General features: G+C 71.8%; 15 protein-coding genes. 5 read left to right on the plus strand and 10 right to left on the minus strand.

Annotation, left to right across the window (positions count from 1 at the left end; translation table 11 throughout):
- Positions 1-16: 16 nt before the first annotated feature.
- Positions 17-937 carry a helix-turn-helix domain-containing protein gene (locus GA0070624_RS28675; RefSeq protein WP_091346012.1) on the minus strand — a complete coding sequence of 307 codons (921 nt, stop codon included), beginning with the start codon at positions 935-937 and terminating at the stop codon, positions 17-19.
- A 176-nt stretch (positions 938-1,113) separates the two neighbouring features.
- Positions 1,114-3,219 (minus strand): excinuclease ABC subunit UvrB, encoded by a 2,106-nt coding sequence (gene uvrB / locus GA0070624_RS28680; protein WP_091350012.1) that lies wholly within the window; start codon positions 3,217-3,219, stop codon positions 1,114-1,116.
- Between the two features lie 217 nt (positions 3,220-3,436).
- Here uvrB and GA0070624_RS28685 point away from each other — a divergent pair, with 217 nt between their 5' ends.
- A complete protein-coding gene (locus GA0070624_RS28685; RefSeq protein WP_091346015.1) occupies positions 3,437-5,122 on the plus strand; it encodes a hypothetical protein in 1,686 nt (561 codons plus the stop codon).
- Between the two features lie 103 nt (positions 5,123-5,225).
- On the opposite strand, the gene coaE is transcribed toward GA0070624_RS28685, so the two are convergent.
- Complete coding sequence (gene coaE / locus GA0070624_RS28690; RefSeq protein ID WP_091346017.1) at positions 5,226-6,404, minus strand: dephospho-CoA kinase; 1,179 nt, start codon at positions 6,402-6,404, stop codon at positions 5,226-5,228.
- 492 nt (positions 6,405-6,896) lie between these two features.
- Positions 6,897-8,384, minus strand: a complete 1,488-nt coding sequence (rpsA, locus tag GA0070624_RS28695; protein WP_091346019.1) for a 30S ribosomal protein S1 — start codon at positions 8,382-8,384, stop codon at positions 6,897-6,899.
- Between the two features lie 364 nt (positions 8,385-8,748).
- Here rpsA and GA0070624_RS28700 point away from each other — a divergent pair, with 364 nt between their 5' ends.
- From GA0070624_RS28700 to GA0070624_RS28715, 4 genes are read left to right on the plus strand one after another with little or no spacing between them, the layout of a single operon-like run.
- A complete protein-coding gene (locus GA0070624_RS28700) occupies positions 8,749-9,552 on the plus strand; it encodes a class I SAM-dependent methyltransferase (protein WP_091346021.1) in 804 nt (267 codons plus the stop codon).
- A gap of 35 nt (positions 9,553-9,587) precedes the next feature.
- Positions 9,588-9,788, plus strand: a complete 201-nt coding sequence (locus tag GA0070624_RS28705; RefSeq protein WP_091346023.1) for a hypothetical protein — start codon at positions 9,588-9,590, stop codon at positions 9,786-9,788.
- Positions 9,789-9,832: 44 nt separating this feature from the next.
- Positions 9,833-10,051, plus strand: coding sequence for a hypervirulence associated TUDOR domain-containing protein (locus GA0070624_RS28710; protein ID WP_091346025.1), 219 nt, complete (start codon positions 9,833-9,835; stop codon positions 10,049-10,051).
- A complete protein-coding gene (locus GA0070624_RS28715) occupies positions 10,038-10,466 on the plus strand; it encodes a DUF3140 domain-containing protein (RefSeq protein ID WP_091346027.1) in 429 nt (142 codons plus the stop codon). Before GA0070624_RS28710 ends, GA0070624_RS28715 begins: the two co-directional genes overlap by 14 nt.
- Before the next feature lie 24 nt (positions 10,467-10,490).
- Here GA0070624_RS28715 and polA read toward each other — a convergent pair whose 3' ends face one another.
- The 6 genes from polA to GA0070624_RS28745 form a co-directional block, all read right to left on the minus strand.
- On the minus strand, positions 10,491-13,190 hold the full coding sequence (gene polA, locus GA0070624_RS28720) for a DNA polymerase I (protein ID WP_091346028.1): 2,700 nt from the start codon (positions 13,188-13,190) through the stop codon (positions 10,491-10,493).
- A gap of 86 nt (positions 13,191-13,276) precedes the next feature.
- Entirely contained in the window at positions 13,277-14,086 is an 810-nt protein-coding gene (locus GA0070624_RS28725; protein WP_091346031.1) for an amino acid ABC transporter ATP-binding protein, read from the minus strand.
- Positions 14,083-15,060 (minus strand): amino acid ABC transporter permease, encoded by a 978-nt coding sequence (locus GA0070624_RS28730; RefSeq protein WP_091346033.1) that lies wholly within the window; start codon positions 15,058-15,060, stop codon positions 14,083-14,085. The genes GA0070624_RS28725 and GA0070624_RS28730 overlap by 4 nt, the downstream gene beginning before the upstream one ends.
- A gap of 2 nt (positions 15,061-15,062) precedes the next feature.
- Positions 15,063-15,974, minus strand: a complete 912-nt coding sequence (locus tag GA0070624_RS28735; protein ID WP_091346035.1) for an ABC transporter substrate-binding protein — start codon at positions 15,972-15,974, stop codon at positions 15,063-15,065.
- Between the two features lie 49 nt (positions 15,975-16,023).
- A complete protein-coding gene (locus GA0070624_RS28740; protein ID WP_091346037.1) occupies positions 16,024-16,734 on the minus strand; it encodes an ABC transporter ATP-binding protein in 711 nt (236 codons plus the stop codon).
- Entirely contained in the window at positions 16,724-17,524 is an 801-nt protein-coding gene (locus GA0070624_RS28745) for an ABC transporter ATP-binding protein (protein ID WP_425413562.1), read from the minus strand. Before GA0070624_RS28745 ends, GA0070624_RS28740 begins: the two co-directional genes overlap by 11 nt.
- Positions 17,525-17,565: the final 41 nt, after the last annotated feature.

Here is a 17,565-nt window from a genome sequence, read left to right on the forward strand (position 1 = left end):
CTCTGGCCGGGTGCGCTCACCCGTCGGCGCGGCCAATGTCCACAACCGGGTCGTCGGTCGGCGCCCGGGTCCGGGGCACCACCGGCCGGTCGGCCTGCCGGGCCAGCAGCGATGCCGTCTCCGCCGCGGGCAGCGCGGCCGCCAGCAGCCAGTCGACCAGCCGCTCGTACCGGGCGACGTCGGCCTCGGCCACCAACCGCAGGTCGGTGGTGAGTGTCTCCACCATGACCATGCGCGGATCGGCCGGATCCGGAAACGCGTAGTGGGAGAAGGGGGTCAGCGCATGAATGCCGCCGTGCGGCACGGCGTCCCGGGACACCAGCCGGATGGTGACGTTGGGCCGGTCGGCGAGGGTCACCAGGTGTTGCAGCTGCTCCCGCCAGACGTCGCCGGGCGTACCGCCGGGATCGCACGCCCGCTCATCCAGCAATGCCGTGTAGCGGGGCGGACGGGACCGGTGCAGCACCTCCTGCCGCGTCGCCCGCACGTCGGCCGCCACGTCCACCTCCGGGCAGAGCTGCGCTCCGGCGGTCACCCGCAGCCGCGCGTACTCCCGGGTCTGGAGCAGCCCCGGCACGACGGCGGGCTGGTACTCGACGATGCGGGCCGCGCCCGCCTCCAACTCGGCGTACGCGCGCTGCCGCTCCCCCATCCCGCCCAGCGCCCTCGACCAGCCGCGGCCGGCCGCGGCGTCCCGCGCGATGAGGATCAGCGCCTCCCGCTGGCCCGGCGACACCTCGTAGACGTCCAGCAGGTCGAGCACGTCGACCAGATCCGGCCGGCTCTGACCGAGCTCCATGCGGGACAGCTTCGACGTGGAGGCCCACCCGAGCCGGCCGCAGACCTGCTCCAGGGTGAGCGACGTCCGGTGGCGTAGCCGGCGCAGCTCGGCGCCGAGCCGCAGCCGCCGGATGACAGGACTCGCTGACAACGGCATCCCGGCCTCCCCACCGTGGGAGAGTATGCAGGACCATCACGCACGGCAATACCACGCTTGCGGTACGCAGTCGGCGGGACTCCGGCGCCCGCGACCGAACCGGCCGTCGCGGCCCCGGCTCGCCGGACGGGCCGGTTCCGCCGCGGCCGACCGGGGCGAGCGCCGTGGCGCGGCCGTCACTTCACGCCGGCGGCGTCCATCCCGCGCAGTTCCTTCTTCAGGTCGGCGACCTCGTCCCGGATCCTGGCCGCCAACTCGAACTGCAGCTCGCGGGCCGCGGCCAGCATCTGGTCGTTGAGCTCCTGGATGAGGTTGGCCAGATCGGCCCGGGCCATGCCCTCCCGAGACGGGGCGGCCGCGCCGGCCCGGCTGCGGCTCCGGGTCTCCTTGACCGGCGCCTTCCCCCGGGAGAGCTGCCGCGCCGCGCCGCCGACCCGGGTGTCCGTGTCCTCGGCCTCGCGGTAGATGTCGTCGAGGATGTCGTGGATCTTCTTACGCAGCGGCTCGGGACTGATCCCGTGCGCCTCGTTGTGCGCGATCTGCTTGGCCCGCCGACGGTTGGTCTCGTCGATCGCGTCGGCCATCGAGGGAGTGATCTTGTCGGCGTACATGTGCACCTGGCCGGAGACGTTCCGGGCGGCCCGGCCGATGGTCTGGATCAGCGACCGGCCGCTGCGCAGGAAGCCCTCCTTGTCGGCGTCCAGGATGGCGACCAGGGACACCTCGGGCAGATCGAGGCCCTCCCGGAGCAGGTTGATGCCGACCAGTACGTCGTACTCGCCCTTGCGCAGCTCGCGCAGCAACTCGACCCGGCGCAGCGTGTCGACCTCGGAGTGCAGGTAGCGCACCCGGATGCCGTTCTCGAGGAGGTAGTCCGACAGGTCCTCGGCCATCTTCTTGGTCAGCGTGGTGACCAGCACCCGCTCGTCCCGCTCGGTGCGCAGCTTGATCTCGTGCATCAGGTCGTCGATCTGACCCTTGGTGGGCTTCACGATGACCTCGGGGTCGACCAGGCCGGTCGGACGGATGACCTGCTCGACGTACTCGCCCTGGGCGTGCTCCAGCTCCCACGGACCCGGAGTGGCGGAGAGGAAGACCATCTGGCCGACCCGCTCCAGGAACTCGTCGAAGCGCAGCGGCCGGTTGTCGGCGGCGCTGGGCAGCCGGAAGCCGTGGTCGATCAGCATCCGCTTGCGGGACGCGTCGCCCTCGTACATGCCGCCGATCTGCGGGATCGTCACGTGCGACTCGTCGATGACGGTGAGGAAGTCGTCCGGGAAGTAGTCGAGCAGGCAGTGCGGCGGGCTGCCGGGCAGCCGGCCGTCGATGTGCATGGAGTAGTTCTCGATGCCGGAGCAGAAGCCGACCTGGCGCATCATCTCGATGTCGTAGGTGGTGCGCATCCGCAGCCGCTGCGCCTCGAGCAGCTTGCCCTGCCGCTCCAGCTCGGCCAGCCGCTCGCCCAGCTCGGTCTCGATGTCGCGGACCGCCCGCTCCATCCGCTCCGGGCCGGCCGCGTAGTGGGTGGCCGGAAAGATCAGCAGGTGGTCGACCTCGCGGACCACGTCCCCGGTGAGCGGGTTGAGGTAGTAGAGCTTCTCCACCTCGTCACCGAAGAGCTCGATCCGGACGGCCAGCTCCTCGTACGCCGGGATGATCTCCAGCGTGTCGCCGCGGACCCGGAAGGTGCCGCGCTGGAACGCCATGTCGTTGCGGGTGTACTGGATGTCCACCAGGCGGCGCAGCAGCTGGTCGCGGTCGAGCTCCTGCCCGACGTTGACCCGGACCGCCCGGTCCAGGTATTCCTCCGGGGTGCCCAGGCCGTAGATCGCCGACACCGTCGCCACCACGATCACGTCGCGCCGGGTGAGCAGCGACATGGTGGCCGAGTGCCGCAGCCGCTCCACCTCCTCGTTGATCGAGGAGTCCTTCTCGATGTAGGTGTCGGTCTGCGGGATGTACGCCTCGGGCTGGTAGTAGTCGTAGTAGGAGACGAAATACTCCACCGCGTTGTGCGGGAGCAGCTCGCTGAACTCCTTGGCCAGCTGGGCGCAGAGCGTCTTGTTGGGCGCGAGCACCAGGGTCGGCCGTTGCAGCCGCTCCACCAGCCACGCCGTGGTGGCGCTCTTGCCGGTGCCGGTGGCGCCGAGCAGCACCGAGTGGCGGTCGCCGCGCCGAACCCGACGCTCAAGCTCGTCGATGGCTGCCGGCTGGTCGCCGGCCGGCTGGAACTCGCTGACGACCTGGAAACGACCGTCGAGCCGGGGAATGTCGAGCGCCATGCCCACAACGGTACGCCCGAGGTCCGACAGTTCCGGGTCGACCACGGTGGGCGGGTGATCGGCTTCGATATTCCCATTGTGTGGCACATCTCACCGGGCTAGGCTCTGGGTGTAGGCCGCTCGCGGCGGCCGACCGGGCCGGTGGCCGCCCCGCAGGGGCCGGCCGTCCCCGGCACAGGGGTCGCAGCACCCGGCATCCCCGGCGTGCGCACCCGACGTGGTCGCGCTGGAGGCGCAGACCGGCCGCCGCGAGCGCCGCTGTTCGTCACCCGAGGCCGGCAGCGGCGTTCAACCACACGTGGAGACCTCCCCCGGGCGGACGCCCCGACCCGCCCCGTCACCCGCTGCCGCCCCACTGCCCACGAACCGGGCCGCGCGCCGCCGACGGTCCGCCCCGCCCGCCGGCACCGCCCCGCCGCCCACCCGCGTCCCCGGGACCGGCTCGGACCGGCCGGCCGACCCCGGCGCGGAAGTCGATCCGGCGGCCGACCGGGGCGATCCGTCCGGGCAGGTCGGGCGTCGTCGGGCCAGCCTGCTCGCGCTCTGCGTGGTCGCCACGGCCTCCGCCGCGGCGCTGGTGGCCGGCCTGACCGACTGGACGCCCGAGCCGGCCGATCCGGCCCGCCCGCCGACCATGGGCGAGGCCGAGCGGCTCGCCGCGATGCGGGTCACCAACTACCGGGACGTCCGGTCCGGGGTCCGGGTCACGGTCGGCGCCGGGGCGACCCGGACCGAGCTGGTCGGCTGGGTCGACTGGGCCCGGCCCCTGGTCTACCTCGACGTCGCCGGACCGGGCGCGGGCGCCGACCGGGGCCTGGTTCAGGCCACCCCGTCGGCCGTGGTGGCCCGGCCGGCCCCGGGCGCGGCGGCCACCCCGGCCACACCGCCGCTGGTGCCCCCGATGGACCGGTGGCGGCTGCGCGAGCTGCCCACCGGGCGCGGCCTGGCCGCCGTGCTCGACCTGCTCCTGGACCTCGGCGCGGACCGCCCCGAGCCGCCCGCCGCGCGGGCCGCCGCCGGGGCGCGCTGGCTGGGCCGCGACACCGCCGGCGGTACGCCGGTGGACATCATCCAGGCGCCCCTGCACCCCGCCGCAACCGGCGGGGCCTCCCCGCCCGCCACCGTCGCGGACCGGGTCCGGGAGCCCCGCTTCTGGCTCGACCGGGACGCCCGGCTGCACCGGCTGGCGGGGCGGCTGCCCGACCAGACGCCGGTCACCGTGGATCTGGTCCGCAGCGACCGGCCGACGCTGCGTCCGGTCGACGCCCTCGGGGGTCGACCCGGCCTGCCCCGGGCGCTCACCGACGGCGAGGCGGACCGGCTGGCCCGGCTGCCCGCTCGGCTCCGCGCCGCCGGTGGGGCCACGGTGACCCTGACCGCGCCGCTCGGCCCGACCGCGAACCTGCGCGGCGCGGGCTGGCTGAGCTGGGCCGGGTCGACCGGGTACCTGGCGGTGGCCGAGGTCGACACCCCGGGCCGCCGGACGCTGCTGCGGTACCGGGCGGGCCGGCTCGCCCGGGCGGAGATCCCGACCGCCGCCCGGGCGGCGGAGATCCCGGCCCGACCGCCACTGCCCCCGCCGGCCGGCGTCTCCTGGTCACCCGCCGCGCCGGTGCGCGACGACCTGGACCGGCTGGTCGACGCGGCGCTGCGGGAAGGCGGCACACCGGTCGCCGCCCGGGCGGCGGTCCGGCTGCGCGGCGACCGGGTGGCCGACCGCAGCGTGGACGTGATCGAGCTCCGGGTCCAGCGGGCGGTGCTGCGCTACTGGATCGACCGGGCGGGACTGCTGCGCCGGCTGGAGCTGCGTACCCGGCGCGGCGTGTGGGCACAGCTCGACCTGTCGCCCGGCAAGGTGCCCGCGCTGCCCACCGCGGGCTCGCCGGCGTCCGGATCCGGCTGACTGCTCGCCGAGACGGGTCCGGGCTTCTGCTTGGCAACCGGCGGGAGGGGCAGGGACGCGCCCGGCGGGAGGGGTCAGGGACGCGCTCACCGGCCTTCGGGAGTCAGGGGCGCCAGGCGGTCAGCGCGGCCCACTCCTCAGCCCGCAGGTGCTCCTCGTCGAACCAGGGGTCCTTCAGCGTGCCGTAGGTGGCGCTGTCCGGCGCGGACGCCGCCAGCTCCCGCTTGAGCTGCAGGTAGGCGGCCCGCTGGTCGGGGTCGGCGCGCAGGTGGTCGCGCATCAGCAGGGCGTGCCGCCAGCCGGGTGATTCGGCCACCCGCAGGTGCAGGTAGACGGGGCGGCCCGGGTCGGCGCTGCCGTGCAACCGCTTCGCCCAGCGTCCGCTGCCGGGCGGGCGCGGGTCGTCCCACCACTCGCCGGGCAACCGGGGGAAACCGGCCGCGGCGAGCCGCTCGGCGATCGGCCCGTCCGCCTCCTCCAGCGACGACACGCTCAGCTGGATGTCGATGACGTCCTTGGCGGCGAGGCCGGGCACGGCGGTCGAGCCGATGTGGTCGATGCGCACGTCGGCCGGGGCGAGCGCGTGCCGGATCCGGGCGGCCAGCCGGGCGTACTGCTGCGGCCAGGTCGGGTCGGCCTCGCACAGCACCACCTGCCGCGGCCGGACCGCCCGCCGCTCGCGCAGGTTCACCTCGTAGGGCACCAGCCGGTCCCGCCAGAGCGCGTCCACCGCCGCATGCAGCTCCGGCAGGCCGGCGTCGTTGGTCAGCACCACGTCGGCCGCCGCCCGCCGCCGGGCGTCGTCGGCCTGCGCGGCGATCCGCCGCTCGGCCTCCGCCCGGTCCATCCCCCGCCGCGCCAGCCGCTCCAGCCGGGTGGTGACCTCCGTCTGCACCACGACCACCAGGTGGTACGTCGGCGCGAGCCCCACCTCGACGAGCAGCGGCACGTCGTTGACCACGATGGCGTCCGGAGCGGCCGCGGCCGCCAGCTCGGCGGTACGCGCCCGGACCCGGGGGTGGGTGATCGCCTCCAGCCGGCGGCGGGCCGCCTCGTCGGCGAAGACGATCGCGCCCAGCGCGGCCCGGTCGAGCGCGCCGTCCGCGTCGAGCACCCGGTCGGAGAAGGCGGCGACGATCTCGGCCAGCCCCTCGCTGCCCGGGGCGACCACCTCACGGGCGACCCGGTCTGCGTCGATCACCACCGCGCCGAGTGTGGCCAGCCGGGCCGCCACGGCGCTCTTGCCGGACCCGATCCCACCGGTCAACCCCACCATCAGCACCGGACCAGTCAACCCGATCATCGTGTCGCTGCCAAACCCGGCGCCACCCGCCTCTCGCGGACCCTCGCCGACGGGCGGCCCGGGCGCGCCGGGACGGATTGGTGGCCGGTGGGCCGCTTGATCGACCCAGTGTGCGGCAGGTCCGGGGGGTCAGGGCCCGGAAGGGCACGGCCTGCCGCAAACGGAGTCGATCACGGCGGGCCGGGGCCGGGCCGCTTGATCGACTCAACGTGCGGCAGATGGGGGTGTCAGGGCGGCGCAAGGCCGCGGCCTGGCGGAAACGGAGTCGATCAAGACGCCCGGGCAAGCGGTGCCGGGCCGCTGCGACGGAGCGGACCTTGGCGGGTCAGGTAATCGGATCGGCGATAGGCGAAGGCCCCGCCCCCGGCGACCCGGCGTGTACCGGATCGCGGGGACGGGGCCCGTCGTCATCAGTGACGGCTCCAGGTCGCTGCGCGGCGTCAGACGCGCCGAGCTGGAGTTGTCACCGGATCACTTGCCGCCGGCGAGCTTCTCCCGCAGAGCGGCGAGCGCCTCGTCGGTGGCCAGGGTGCCGGCCGGCTCCTCGGCCTGTCGGCTCGGGGCCGGCGTGGTCGTGGCGGCGGCGGCAGCACCGGCGGCCGGCGGGTTGGCAGCGGCCTCGGCGTCGGCGGCCCGGGAGGACTGCACCTGCTTGGTGTGGGCCTCCCAGCGCTGGCGCGCCTCGGCGTACTGGTTCTCCCAGGTCTCGCGCTGCTTGTCGTACCCCTCGAGCCACTCGCCCGTCTCCGGGTCGAAGCCCTCCGGGTAGATGTAGTTGCCCTCGGCGTCGTAGGTCGCGGCCATGCCGTAGAGGGTCGGGTCGAAGTGCTCCTCGCCCTCGACGAAGCCCTCGTTGGCCTGCTTGAGCGACAGCGAGATCCGACGGCGCTCCAGGTCGATGTCGATGACCTTGACCATGACCTCGGAGCCGACCTGGACGACCTGCTCCGGGATCTCCACGTGGCGCTCGGCCAGCTCGGAGATGTGGACCAGGCCCTCGATGCCGTCGTCCACCCGGACGAAGGCGCCGAACGGCACCAGCTTGGTGACCTTACCCGGCACGATCTGCTGGATCGCGTGGGTGCGGGCGAACTGCCGCCACGGGTCCTCCTGGGTCGCCTTCAGCGACAGCGAGACCCGCTCGCGGTCCAGGTCGACGTCCAGGACCTCGACCTCGACCTCCTGGCCGACCTCGACAACCTCGGACGGGTGGTCGATGTGCTTCCAGGAGAGCTCGGAGACGTGCACCAGGCCGTCCACGCCGCCGAGGTCGACGAACGCGCCGAAGTTGACGATCGAGGAGACGACGCCCTTGCGGACCTGGCCCTTCTGCAGCTTGTTGAGGAACTCGGTGCGCACCTCGGACTGCGTCTGCTCGAGCCAGGCCCGGCGGGACAGGACCACGTTGTTGCGGTTCTTGTCCAGCTCGATGATCTTGGCCTCGAGCTCGCGGCCGACGTACGGCTGCAGGTCCCGGACCCGACGCATCTCGACCAACGAGGCGGGCAGGAAGCCGCGCAGCCCGATGTCGAGGATGAGGCCACCCTTGACCACCTCGATGACCGAGCCGCGGACGACGCCGTCCTCGTCCTTGATCTTCTCGATGGTGCCCCACGCCCGCTCGTACTGCGCGCGCTTCTTCGAGAGGATCAGACGCCCCTCCTTGTCCTCCTTCTGAAGGACAAGGGCCTCGATGTGGTCGCCGACCGAAACCACCTCGGCCGGGTCCACGTCGTGCTTGATCGACAGCTCCCGAGAGGGGATGACGCCCTCGGTCTTGTAGCCGATGTCGAGCAGGACCTCGTCCCGATCGACCTTGACGACGGTGCCTTCGACAATGTCGCCGTCGTTGAAGTACTTGATGGTCTCGTCGATCGCGGCGAGGAAAGCTTCCTCGGAGCCGAGGTCGTCGACGGTGACCTTGTTGGCGCTCGAGGGGGCCTCGATGCTGCTCGTCATGTGGGCGGTTGCTCCGGTCGGATGGATTGTCACTGCTGGCTTACGTCGCGGTGACCTTGTCGCGCCAGCGGATCCGCCTCCGGGCACACCGAACGATCAAGTGAGGATCATTAGTGGCTCCGGTGACCGCGCACCTGCTCCCTGCCGAGGCACACGATCCGCGAGCGCATCGTCTAGCCTACCCGCTGCATTACCACAGCGTGCAAGCCCTCCCGTGTCCTCGCGACCTCGTCAGCTGCGAAAGCGGAGATTTCGAACGGTAAGGTGCCACGGCTGTCTCATCCGTCACATCAGCCCCACCCGTCACACCCCGTCGGGGCGGGGTCGGCGCCGGGCCGCGGGGGCGGGGTCCTAGCGTGAGCGAGTGGATGACGACAGGGTGACCCGGCGCCGGGTCGGCGCCGCGGAGGTCCGCCGAGCCAACCGTGGCTGGTGGGACGCCGACGCGGACGACTACCAGGCCGAGCACGGCGAGTTCCTCGGGGACGTGGACTTCGTCTGGTGCCCGGAGGGGCTGCGCGAGGCCGACGCCCGGCTGCTCGGCGACCTGGCCGGCCGCCGGGTGCTCGAACTCGGCAGCGGCGCCGCGGCCGCCGCCCGCTGGCTGGCCACCCAGGGCGCCCGGCCCGTCGCCCTGGACCTCTCCGCCGGCATGTTGCGGCACGCCGCGCACGCTGCCGCCAGGACCGGCGTACGCGTCCCGCTGGTGCAGGCCGACGCGCTGACGCTGCCGTTCGCCGACGAGTCCTTCGACATCGCCTGCACCGCGTTCGGCGCGATCCCGTTCGTCGACGACTCGGCGGCGGTGATGCGGGAGGTGTTCCGGGTAGTGCGCCCCGGCGGACGCTGGGTCTTCTCGGTGACCCACCCGATGCGCTGGATCTTCCTCGACGACCCGGGCGAGGGCGGGCTGACCGCCGTGCACTCGTACTTCAACCGCTCGCCGTACGTGGAGCAGGACGAGCACGGGGTGGCCACGTACGTCGAGCAGCACCGCACCCTCGGCGATCGGATCCGCGAACTCGTGGGCGCCGGATTCCGCCTGGTCGACCTGGTGGAGCCGGAGTGGCCGGAGGGGCACGAGGGGATCTGGGGGCAGTGGAGCCCGCTGCGCGGCCGCCTCTTCCCCGGCACCGCCATCTTCGTCGCCGAGAAGCCGTTCACCTGAACGCGTCGGACGCTCGGTGCGACCTTGCCGACCGGATGCAGGGATACCTGTCCCAACCGTCGCCGGCATCCGTCACCACTGGCGCATCGAGCAGGACCCGGTCCACCGCCACGCCGATCGACTCGGGGATCAGCCAGGACCTGGCGGAGATCGGCAGTACGAGCTGGTCGTCCGACAGTGCCGAGCTGACCGAGCCGTTCGAAATCAAGCTGCCGATCGCCGAGATCACCCCCTAGCGGCGGCGTCGTTTCCGGTCACCGGCCCCGGGTACCCGGACGGCATGGCCGAGAAGGAGTTCCACGAGGGCGACCACGTCTCCTGGGCCAGCCACAGCGGCCGGGCGTACGGCGTGGTCAAGGAGAAGCTGATCGACCGGACGCACGTACGCGGACACGCCGTGAACGCCTCGCCGGAGGACCCGCAGTACCGGATCCGCAACGACCATTCCGGCCGGGACGTCGCCCACCGACCGCAGGCGCTGCGCCATGAGCCGAAGTGACGACAGTCGGGACATCTACCGGGAGTTCACCGAGGCGGTGAACATGAAGCCGGGCGAGCTGTCGAACTGGCTCGAGAGCGACGAGTCGAAGCACGTGGGGTGGCGGAAGGGCACCAAGGGCGGCGAGTCGGTGGGGCACGAGTCCGGCCGGAGGATCATCGACCTGCTGCGGCGCCGGCGCAGCGATCTCTCAGACACCGACTACCAGCACATGCGCAAGGTCGTCGGGTACGTCCGGCGGCACATGGCGCAGCGACCGAGCGGCAACGTCCGCGAGACCCGGTGGCGGTACTCCCTGATGAACTGGGGTCACGACCCCCTCAAGGCCCCACTTCCGCCGCCGGGCGGCCGGTCCCGGCAGGCCCTCGAGAGGCACGGCACCCCACCGAAGGCGCGCCGGGGACCGGCACGGTAACCGGCGAATCTCCCAGCGACCGCCTCAGTGGTCGGCGCTGTTCCAGTCGCGGCCCTCCCCGACGGAGACCTCCAGCGGCACCGACAGCGGGTACGCCTCGCCCATCTCCTTGCGCACCAGGGCCTCCAGGGCCCCCCGCTCGCCCGGGGCGACCTCGAAGACCAGCTCGTCGTGCACCTGCAGCAGCATCCGGGAGCCCAGCCCGGCGTCGCGCAGCGCGCTGTCGACGTGCAGCATGGCGACCTTGATGATGTCGGCCGCCGAGCCCTGGATCGGGGCGTTGAGCGCCATCCGCTCGGCAATCTCCCGGCGTTGCCGGTTGTCGCTGACCAGATCGGGCAGGTAGCGCCGACGGCCGAGGATGGTCGAGGTGTAGCCGTCGTGGCGGGCGCGGGCGACCACCTCCTGCAGGTAGTCCCGGACGCCGCCGAAGCCGGCGAAGTAGTTCTCCATCAGCCCGCGCGCCTCCTCGACGCTGATCCCGAGCTGCTGGGAGAGGCCGAACGCGCTCAACCCGTACGCCAGGCCGTAGTTCATCGCCTTGATCTTGCGCCGCTGATCCGGGGTGACCTGGTCGACCGGCACCCCGAAGACCGACGAGGCGGTGGCGGCGTGGAAGTCGGCGCCGGAGTTGAACGCCTCGATCAGCGCGTCGTCCGACGACAGGTGCGCCATGATCCGCATCTCGATCTGGCTGTAGTCGGCGGTGAGCAGGCAGTCGTAGCCCTCCCCCACCACGAAGGCGCGCCGGATGCGCCGCCCCTCCTCCGTCCGGATGGGGATGTTCTGCAGGTTGGGCTCGGTGGAGGAGAGCCGGCCGGTGGCCGCCACGGTCTGGTTGAACGTGGTGTGGATCCGGCCGTCGTCGGAGACCGACTTGAGCAGCCCGTCCACGGTCGACTTGAGCTTGGCCACGTCCCGGTGGCGCAGCAGGTGCGCGAGCACCGGGTGCGGCTGCTGCGCGTAGAGCCACTGGAGGGCGTCCGCGTCCGTGGTGTAGCCGGTCTTGATCCGCTTGGTCTTCGGCAGGCCCAGCTCGCCGAAGAGGATCTCCTGGAGCTGCTTGGGCGAGCCGAGGTTGAACTCCCGCCCGACCGCCTCGTACGCCCCCTGCGCGGCGGCCTTCACCTCGGCGGCGAAGTGCGCCTCCAGCTCGGAGAGGTAGTGGGTGTCGGCGGCGATGCCGGTGCGCTCCATGGTGGCCAGCACCCGCATCAGCGGCAGCTCCACCCCGGCCATCAGCCGGGCGGACTGCTCGCCGTCGCGGGACAGCTCGGCGTCGATGGCGTCGGCCAGGTCGAGGGTGGCCCGGGCCTGGAGCATCAGGTTCTGCTCGGCCTCGCCGTCGTTGCCCAGCCCCTCCAGGGTGAGCTGGCCGGTCTCCGGCGCGTCGACCCGCAGCTCCCGGTGCAGGTAGCGCAGCGCCAGGTCGGTGAGGTCGTAGGAACGCTGGTCGGGGCGGGCCAGGTAGGCGGCGATCTGGGTGTCCCGCCAGATGCCCTGCAGGTCCCAGCCGTGCGCGGCGAAGGCCAGCACCGCCGGTTTGCTGTCGTGCAGCACCTTGGGGCGCTGGCCGTCGGCCAGCCAGCTCGCCAGGGCGGCCTCGTCGGCCGGGTCGAGGGTGGCCGGGTCGAACCAGGCCGCCGCGCCGGTGGCGGTGGCCAGGGCCAGGCCGGTCACCGAGGCGGTGTGCCGGCGGTTGGGGCCGGTGTCGAGCTTGACGGCCACGCCGACCGGGGTGCCGAACGGCGCGTGCGTCTCCAGCCAGCCGGCCAGCCCGCCGGGTTCGGTGAGCACCTGGCCGGCCAGCTCGAAGCCGGCCTCCGCCTCCGGCTCGACCGCCTCGAGGTACTGGTAGAGCCGGTCCCGCAGGATCCGGAACTGGAGGGTGTCGAAGACCTGATGCACGGCCTCGCGGTCCCACCCCGGCCAGCGGGCGTCCTCGGGGCGGATCGGCAGCTCCAGGTCGGAGACCAGGCAGTTGATCTCGTAGTTGCGGATCACGTCGGCGAGCCGCTCGCGCAGGCTGTCGCCGGCCTTGCCCTTGATCTCGTCGGCGTGCGCGACCACGCCCTCCACGCCGCCGTACAGGTTGATCCACTTGGCGGCGGTCTTCGGGCCGACACCGGGGACGCCGGGCAGGTTGTCGCTGCTCTCACCGACCAGGGCCGCCAGGTCGCGGTAGCGCTGCGGACCGACGCCGTACTTCGCCTCGACCGCCGCCGCGTCCATCCGGGCCAGGTCGGAGACGCCCTTGCGCGGGTAGAGCACCGTGATGTTGTCGTCGACCAACTGGAAGCCGTCCCGGTCACCGGTGGTGATCAGCACCGACATGCCCTGGTCGCGGCCCTGACAGGCGAGGGTGGCGATGACGTCGTCGGCCTCGTAGCCCTCCTTCTCCACCACCGGGATGCGCAGCGCGGCGAGCACCTCCTTGACCAGGCTGACCTGACCCTTGAAGTCGGTCGGGGTCTCGCTGCGGCCGGCCTTGTACTCGGCGTACCGCTCCGTACGGAAGGAGCGGCGGGAGACGTCGAAGGCGACCACGATGTGGCTCGGCTGCTCGTCGCGAAGCACGTTGATCAGCATTGAGGTGAAGCCGTAGACGGCGTTGGTCGGCTGCCCCGTCGTGGTGGAGAAGTTTTCCACCGGCAAGGCGAAGAACGCCCGGTATGCCAGGGAGTGTCCGTCGACGAGGAGCAGGCGCGGCGTCGTAGCTGTCACGGCAGCGACTCTAGCCCGCGGCTACGACAGATCGGCACACCGGCAGCAACCCCGGCGCGGCCGATCCGCCGCGCCGGGGTCACCGTTCAGAGCACCTTGGCCAGGAAGGCCTTCGTCCGGTCGTGCCGGGGGTTGGCGATGACCTCCCGGGGCGCGCCCGACTCGACCACCACCCCGCCGTCCATGAAGATCAGCGAGTCGCCGACCTCCCGGGCGAAACCGATCTCGTGGGTCACCACGATCATGGTCATGCCGTCCCGGGCGAGGTCCTTCATCACGTCCAGGACCTCACCGACCAGCTCCGGGTCGAGCGCGCTGGTCGGCTCGTCGAAGAGCATCAGCTTCGGCTGCATGGCCAGCGCCCGGGCGATCGCCACCCGCTGCTGCTGCCCGCCGGAAAGCTGCCCCGGGTACGTCCCGAGCTTGTCGCCCAGGCCGACCCGGTCCAGCAGCGCCGCCGCCCGCTCCCGGGCGGCCGCCTTCTTCTCCCCGCGCACCCGCACCGGCGCCTCAATGACGTTCTCCAGCGCCGTCATGTGCGGGAAGAGGTTGAACCGCTGGAAGACCATGCCGATCGAGCGGCGCTGCGCGGCCACCTCCTTCTCCCGCAGTTCGTGCAGCTTGCCGCCGCGCTCCCGGTAGCCGATCAGGTCGCCGTCCACCCAGATCCGGCCGGCGTTGATCTTCTCCAGGTGGTTGATGCAGCGCAGGAAGGTCGACTTGCCGGAGCCGGACGGCCCGAGCAGGCAGCAGACCTCGCCGGTACGCACCTCCAGGTCGATGCCCTTGAGCACCTCCAGCGACCCGAAGGACTTGTGCACCTGCTCGGCCCGGACCATCACGCCGGACTCGGCCTTCGGCGCGCCGGCCTGGGCCGGCACCGTCACCTCGGTCATGCGCCCCCTGCCCCTCCGGTGTTGCGACCCCAGACGCCCATCCCGGCCAGCCGGCTCTTCGCCTCGGCGGTGCGGCCGAAGCCCCGGGCGAAGTGCCGTTCCAGGTAGTACTGCCCGACCAGCAGCACGCTGGTCAGCAGGAGGTACCACAGGCACGACGCCACGTACATCGGGAAGACCTGGAAGGTCCGGTTACCGACCGCCTTGAGCTGGAAGAACAGCTCCGTGGAGACCGGCACGAAGGCCACCAGCGAGGTGTCCTTGAGCATGGCGATGGTCTCGTTGCCGGTCGGCGGGATGATCACCCGCATCGCCTGGGGCAACACGATCCGGCGCAGGATCTGCCCCCGGCTCATGCCGAGCGCCTGCGCCGCCTCGGTCTGCCCCTCGTCCACCGACTGGATGCCGGCCCGGACGATCTCCGCCATGTACGCGGCCTCGGAGAGCCCGAGCGCCAGCATGCCGGCGACGAAGCCGGTGAGGATGTCCACGGCGGTGAACCCGAACAGCCGCGCTTCGAAGTCCTGCACCCCGAACAGCGCGCCGATCTGCCGGTCGAAGGGCAGGCCGAACTCCACCCGGGACCAGAGGATGCCCAGGTTGCCGAAGAGGATCGCCAGCACCAGCCGGGGCACCGCCCGGAAGAACCAGGTGTAGACCCAGGAGACGCCCCGCAGGATCGGGTTCTCCGAGAGCCGCATGATCGCGATGACGATGCCCAGCACGATGCCGATCAGCATCGAGAGGATGGTCAACGCGATCGTGCCGCGCAGGCCGGCGACGATCGGCGGGCGGAACATCTCGTCCACCATGAACGACCAGTTGAACGCCTTGTTCGTCACCAGCAGGTGGACGAACATGGCGACCAGCACCCCGATCACCGCGACAGTGATCCAGCGGCCGGGGTGCCGCACGGGCACGGCCTGGATGGGTTCCGGCCGTGCCCGTTCGGGTGTTTCCGTGTCGACCGACATGGTCAGACCGAGGGGTTGAGTTCGGCGGTGGTGACGGCGCCGCCCTCGACACCCCACTTCTGCAGCGCCGCCTTGTAGGTGCCGTCGGTGATGACCGCCTGGACGGCCTCCTTCAGCACCTCGGCGAACGCCTGCTGGTCCTTCTTCACCGCGTAGCCGTACGGGGCCGACTCGTAGATGTCGCCGACCAGCTCCAGCTGGCCGTTGCTCTGCTTGACCGCGTACGCGCCGACCGGCGAGTCAGCGAGCATGGCGTCGTCCTTGCCGCTGACCACGGCCGCGGTCGCGTCGCTCTGCGCCTGGTACTGGTCGATCTTGACGGCCGGCTTGCCGGCGTCGGTGCACTTCTTCGACCGGGCGGTGATGTCGTCGACCTGGACCGTGCCGGTCTGGACGGCGATCTTCTTGCCGCAGGCGTTCTCCAGGTCGACCCCGGCCGGGTTGCCCTTCTTGGTCGCCCACTGGGTGCCGGCGGAGAAGTAGCTGACCATGTTGACGCTCTTGAGCCGCTCGGCGTTGATGGTGAACGACGACACGCCGATCTCGTACTTGCCCGAGTCGACACCGGGCAGGATCGCGTCGAACGGCGCCGACTCGTACTCCGCCTTGAGACCGAGCTTCTGCGCCACCGCGTTGAACAGCTCCACGTCGAAGCCGGTCACGGTCTTGCCGTCGGCCTCGAGGAACTCCGCCGGGGCGTACGTCGAGTCCGTGCCGACCTTGATCACGCCGTCGGCCTTGATGGCGTCCGGAACCTTCGCGGCCAGGGCCGAGTCTGCCGCGGCCGTCACCGACGGGCCGGCGCCGGGCTGGTCGGTGCTCTCCTTCTCGCCGCAGGCGGCGAGGGACAGGGTGAGCATGGCCGCGCTGGCGACGCCGAGCGCCGCCCGACGGCGGTTATGAGGGGTGAACATTCTTGCTCCTTCTTGCCAATGTGCGCCTCAGTCGTGACCGAACAACGCCTCAGGCGACACCCAGGTACGCCGCCTTGACCGCCGGGTCGTGCAGCAGGTCCTGGCCGGTGCCCTCCTTGACGATCCGGCCGGTCTCCAGCACGTACCCCCGATGCGCGCGGGAGAGCGCCTGCTGGGCGTTCTGCTCCACGAGCAGAACCGTCGTGCCCTGCTGGTTGATCTCCGTGATGATCTCGAAGATCTGCTGGATCAGCATCGGCGCCAGGCCCATCGAGGGCTCGTCGAGCAGCAGCAGCTTCGGCCGGCTCATCAGGGCCCGGCCCACCGCAAGCATCTGCTGCTCGCCGCCGGAAAGAGTACCGCCGGCCTGCTTGCGGCGCTCCTTCAGACGCGGGAACAGCTCGAACACGCGGTCGAGGTCCTTGGCGACCGCCGCCCGGTCGCGCCGGGTATACGCCCCCATCTCCAGGTTCTCGAGCACCGTCATGCCCGGGAACACGCCCCGGCCCTCCGGCGACTGTGAGATGCCCCGCACGACCCGCAGGTCGGCGCGCATCCGGGTGACGTCGGTGCCGTCGAAGACGATCGAGCCCTGGGCCACCGGCCGCAGCCCGGAGATGGCCCGCATGGTGGTGGTCTTGCCCGCGCCGTTGGCGCCGATGAGCGCGACCACCTCGCCCTCGTTCACCACCAGGCTGATCCCGTGCAGCGCCTGGATCCGGCCGTACAGCAGGGTCAGGTCCTTGATCTCAAGCAGCATCGGTCGGCACCCCCAGGTACGCCGCGATCACCTTCGGGTCCTCGCGGACCTCGGCCGGCAGGCCCTCGGCGATCTTCTTGCCGAACTCCAGCACCACGATCCGATCGGTCACGCCCATGACGAGGCGCATGTCGTGCTCGATCAGCAGCACCGTCGTGCCGTTGTCCCGGATCTTACGAATGAGGCCGAGCAGTTCCTCCTTCTCCGCCGGGGTGAAGCCGGCGGCCGGCTCGTCCAGGCAGAGCAGGGTCGGATTGGTGGCCAGGGCCCGGGCGATCTCCAGCCGGCGCTGCTCGCCGTACGAGAGATTGCGGGCCAGGTCCCCGGCGCGCCGCTCGATGCCGACGAAGCGCAGCAGCTCGTGCGCCTTCTCCCGGCCCTGCCGCTCCTCCCGCCAGTGCCGCGGCAGCCGCAGCATCGCGGAGATCACGCTGGTCTTGTGGTGGGCGTCCGCGCCCACCATCACGTTCTCCAGCGCGGTCATCTCCGGGAAGAGCCGGATGTTCTGGAAGGTCCGGGCGATGCCCGCCTTGGTGATCCAGGACCGGCGCTTGCCGTTGGTGCGCTGCCCCTTGAACCGGATCTCGCCCTGGGTGGGCCGGTAGACGCCGGTCATCGCGTTGAAGCAGGTCGTCTTGCCGGCGCCGTTCGGGCCGATCAGGCCGAGGATCTCCCCCTTGTACAGGGTGAAGTTGACGTCGTCCAGGGCGACCACGCCGCCGAACCGGAGGGTGACGTGATCGACCTCCAGCAGCGGCTCCCGCCCTGCTGCGGGCGTGGCACCGGGGATGGCCTCCACCGGCTCGTCCGGGCCCTTCTCAGGCGGCACGC

The organism is Micromonospora rhizosphaerae (genome assembly GCF_900091465.1).
Taxonomy (GTDB): domain Bacteria; phylum Actinomycetota; class Actinomycetes; order Mycobacteriales; family Micromonosporaceae; genus Micromonospora; species Micromonospora rhizosphaerae.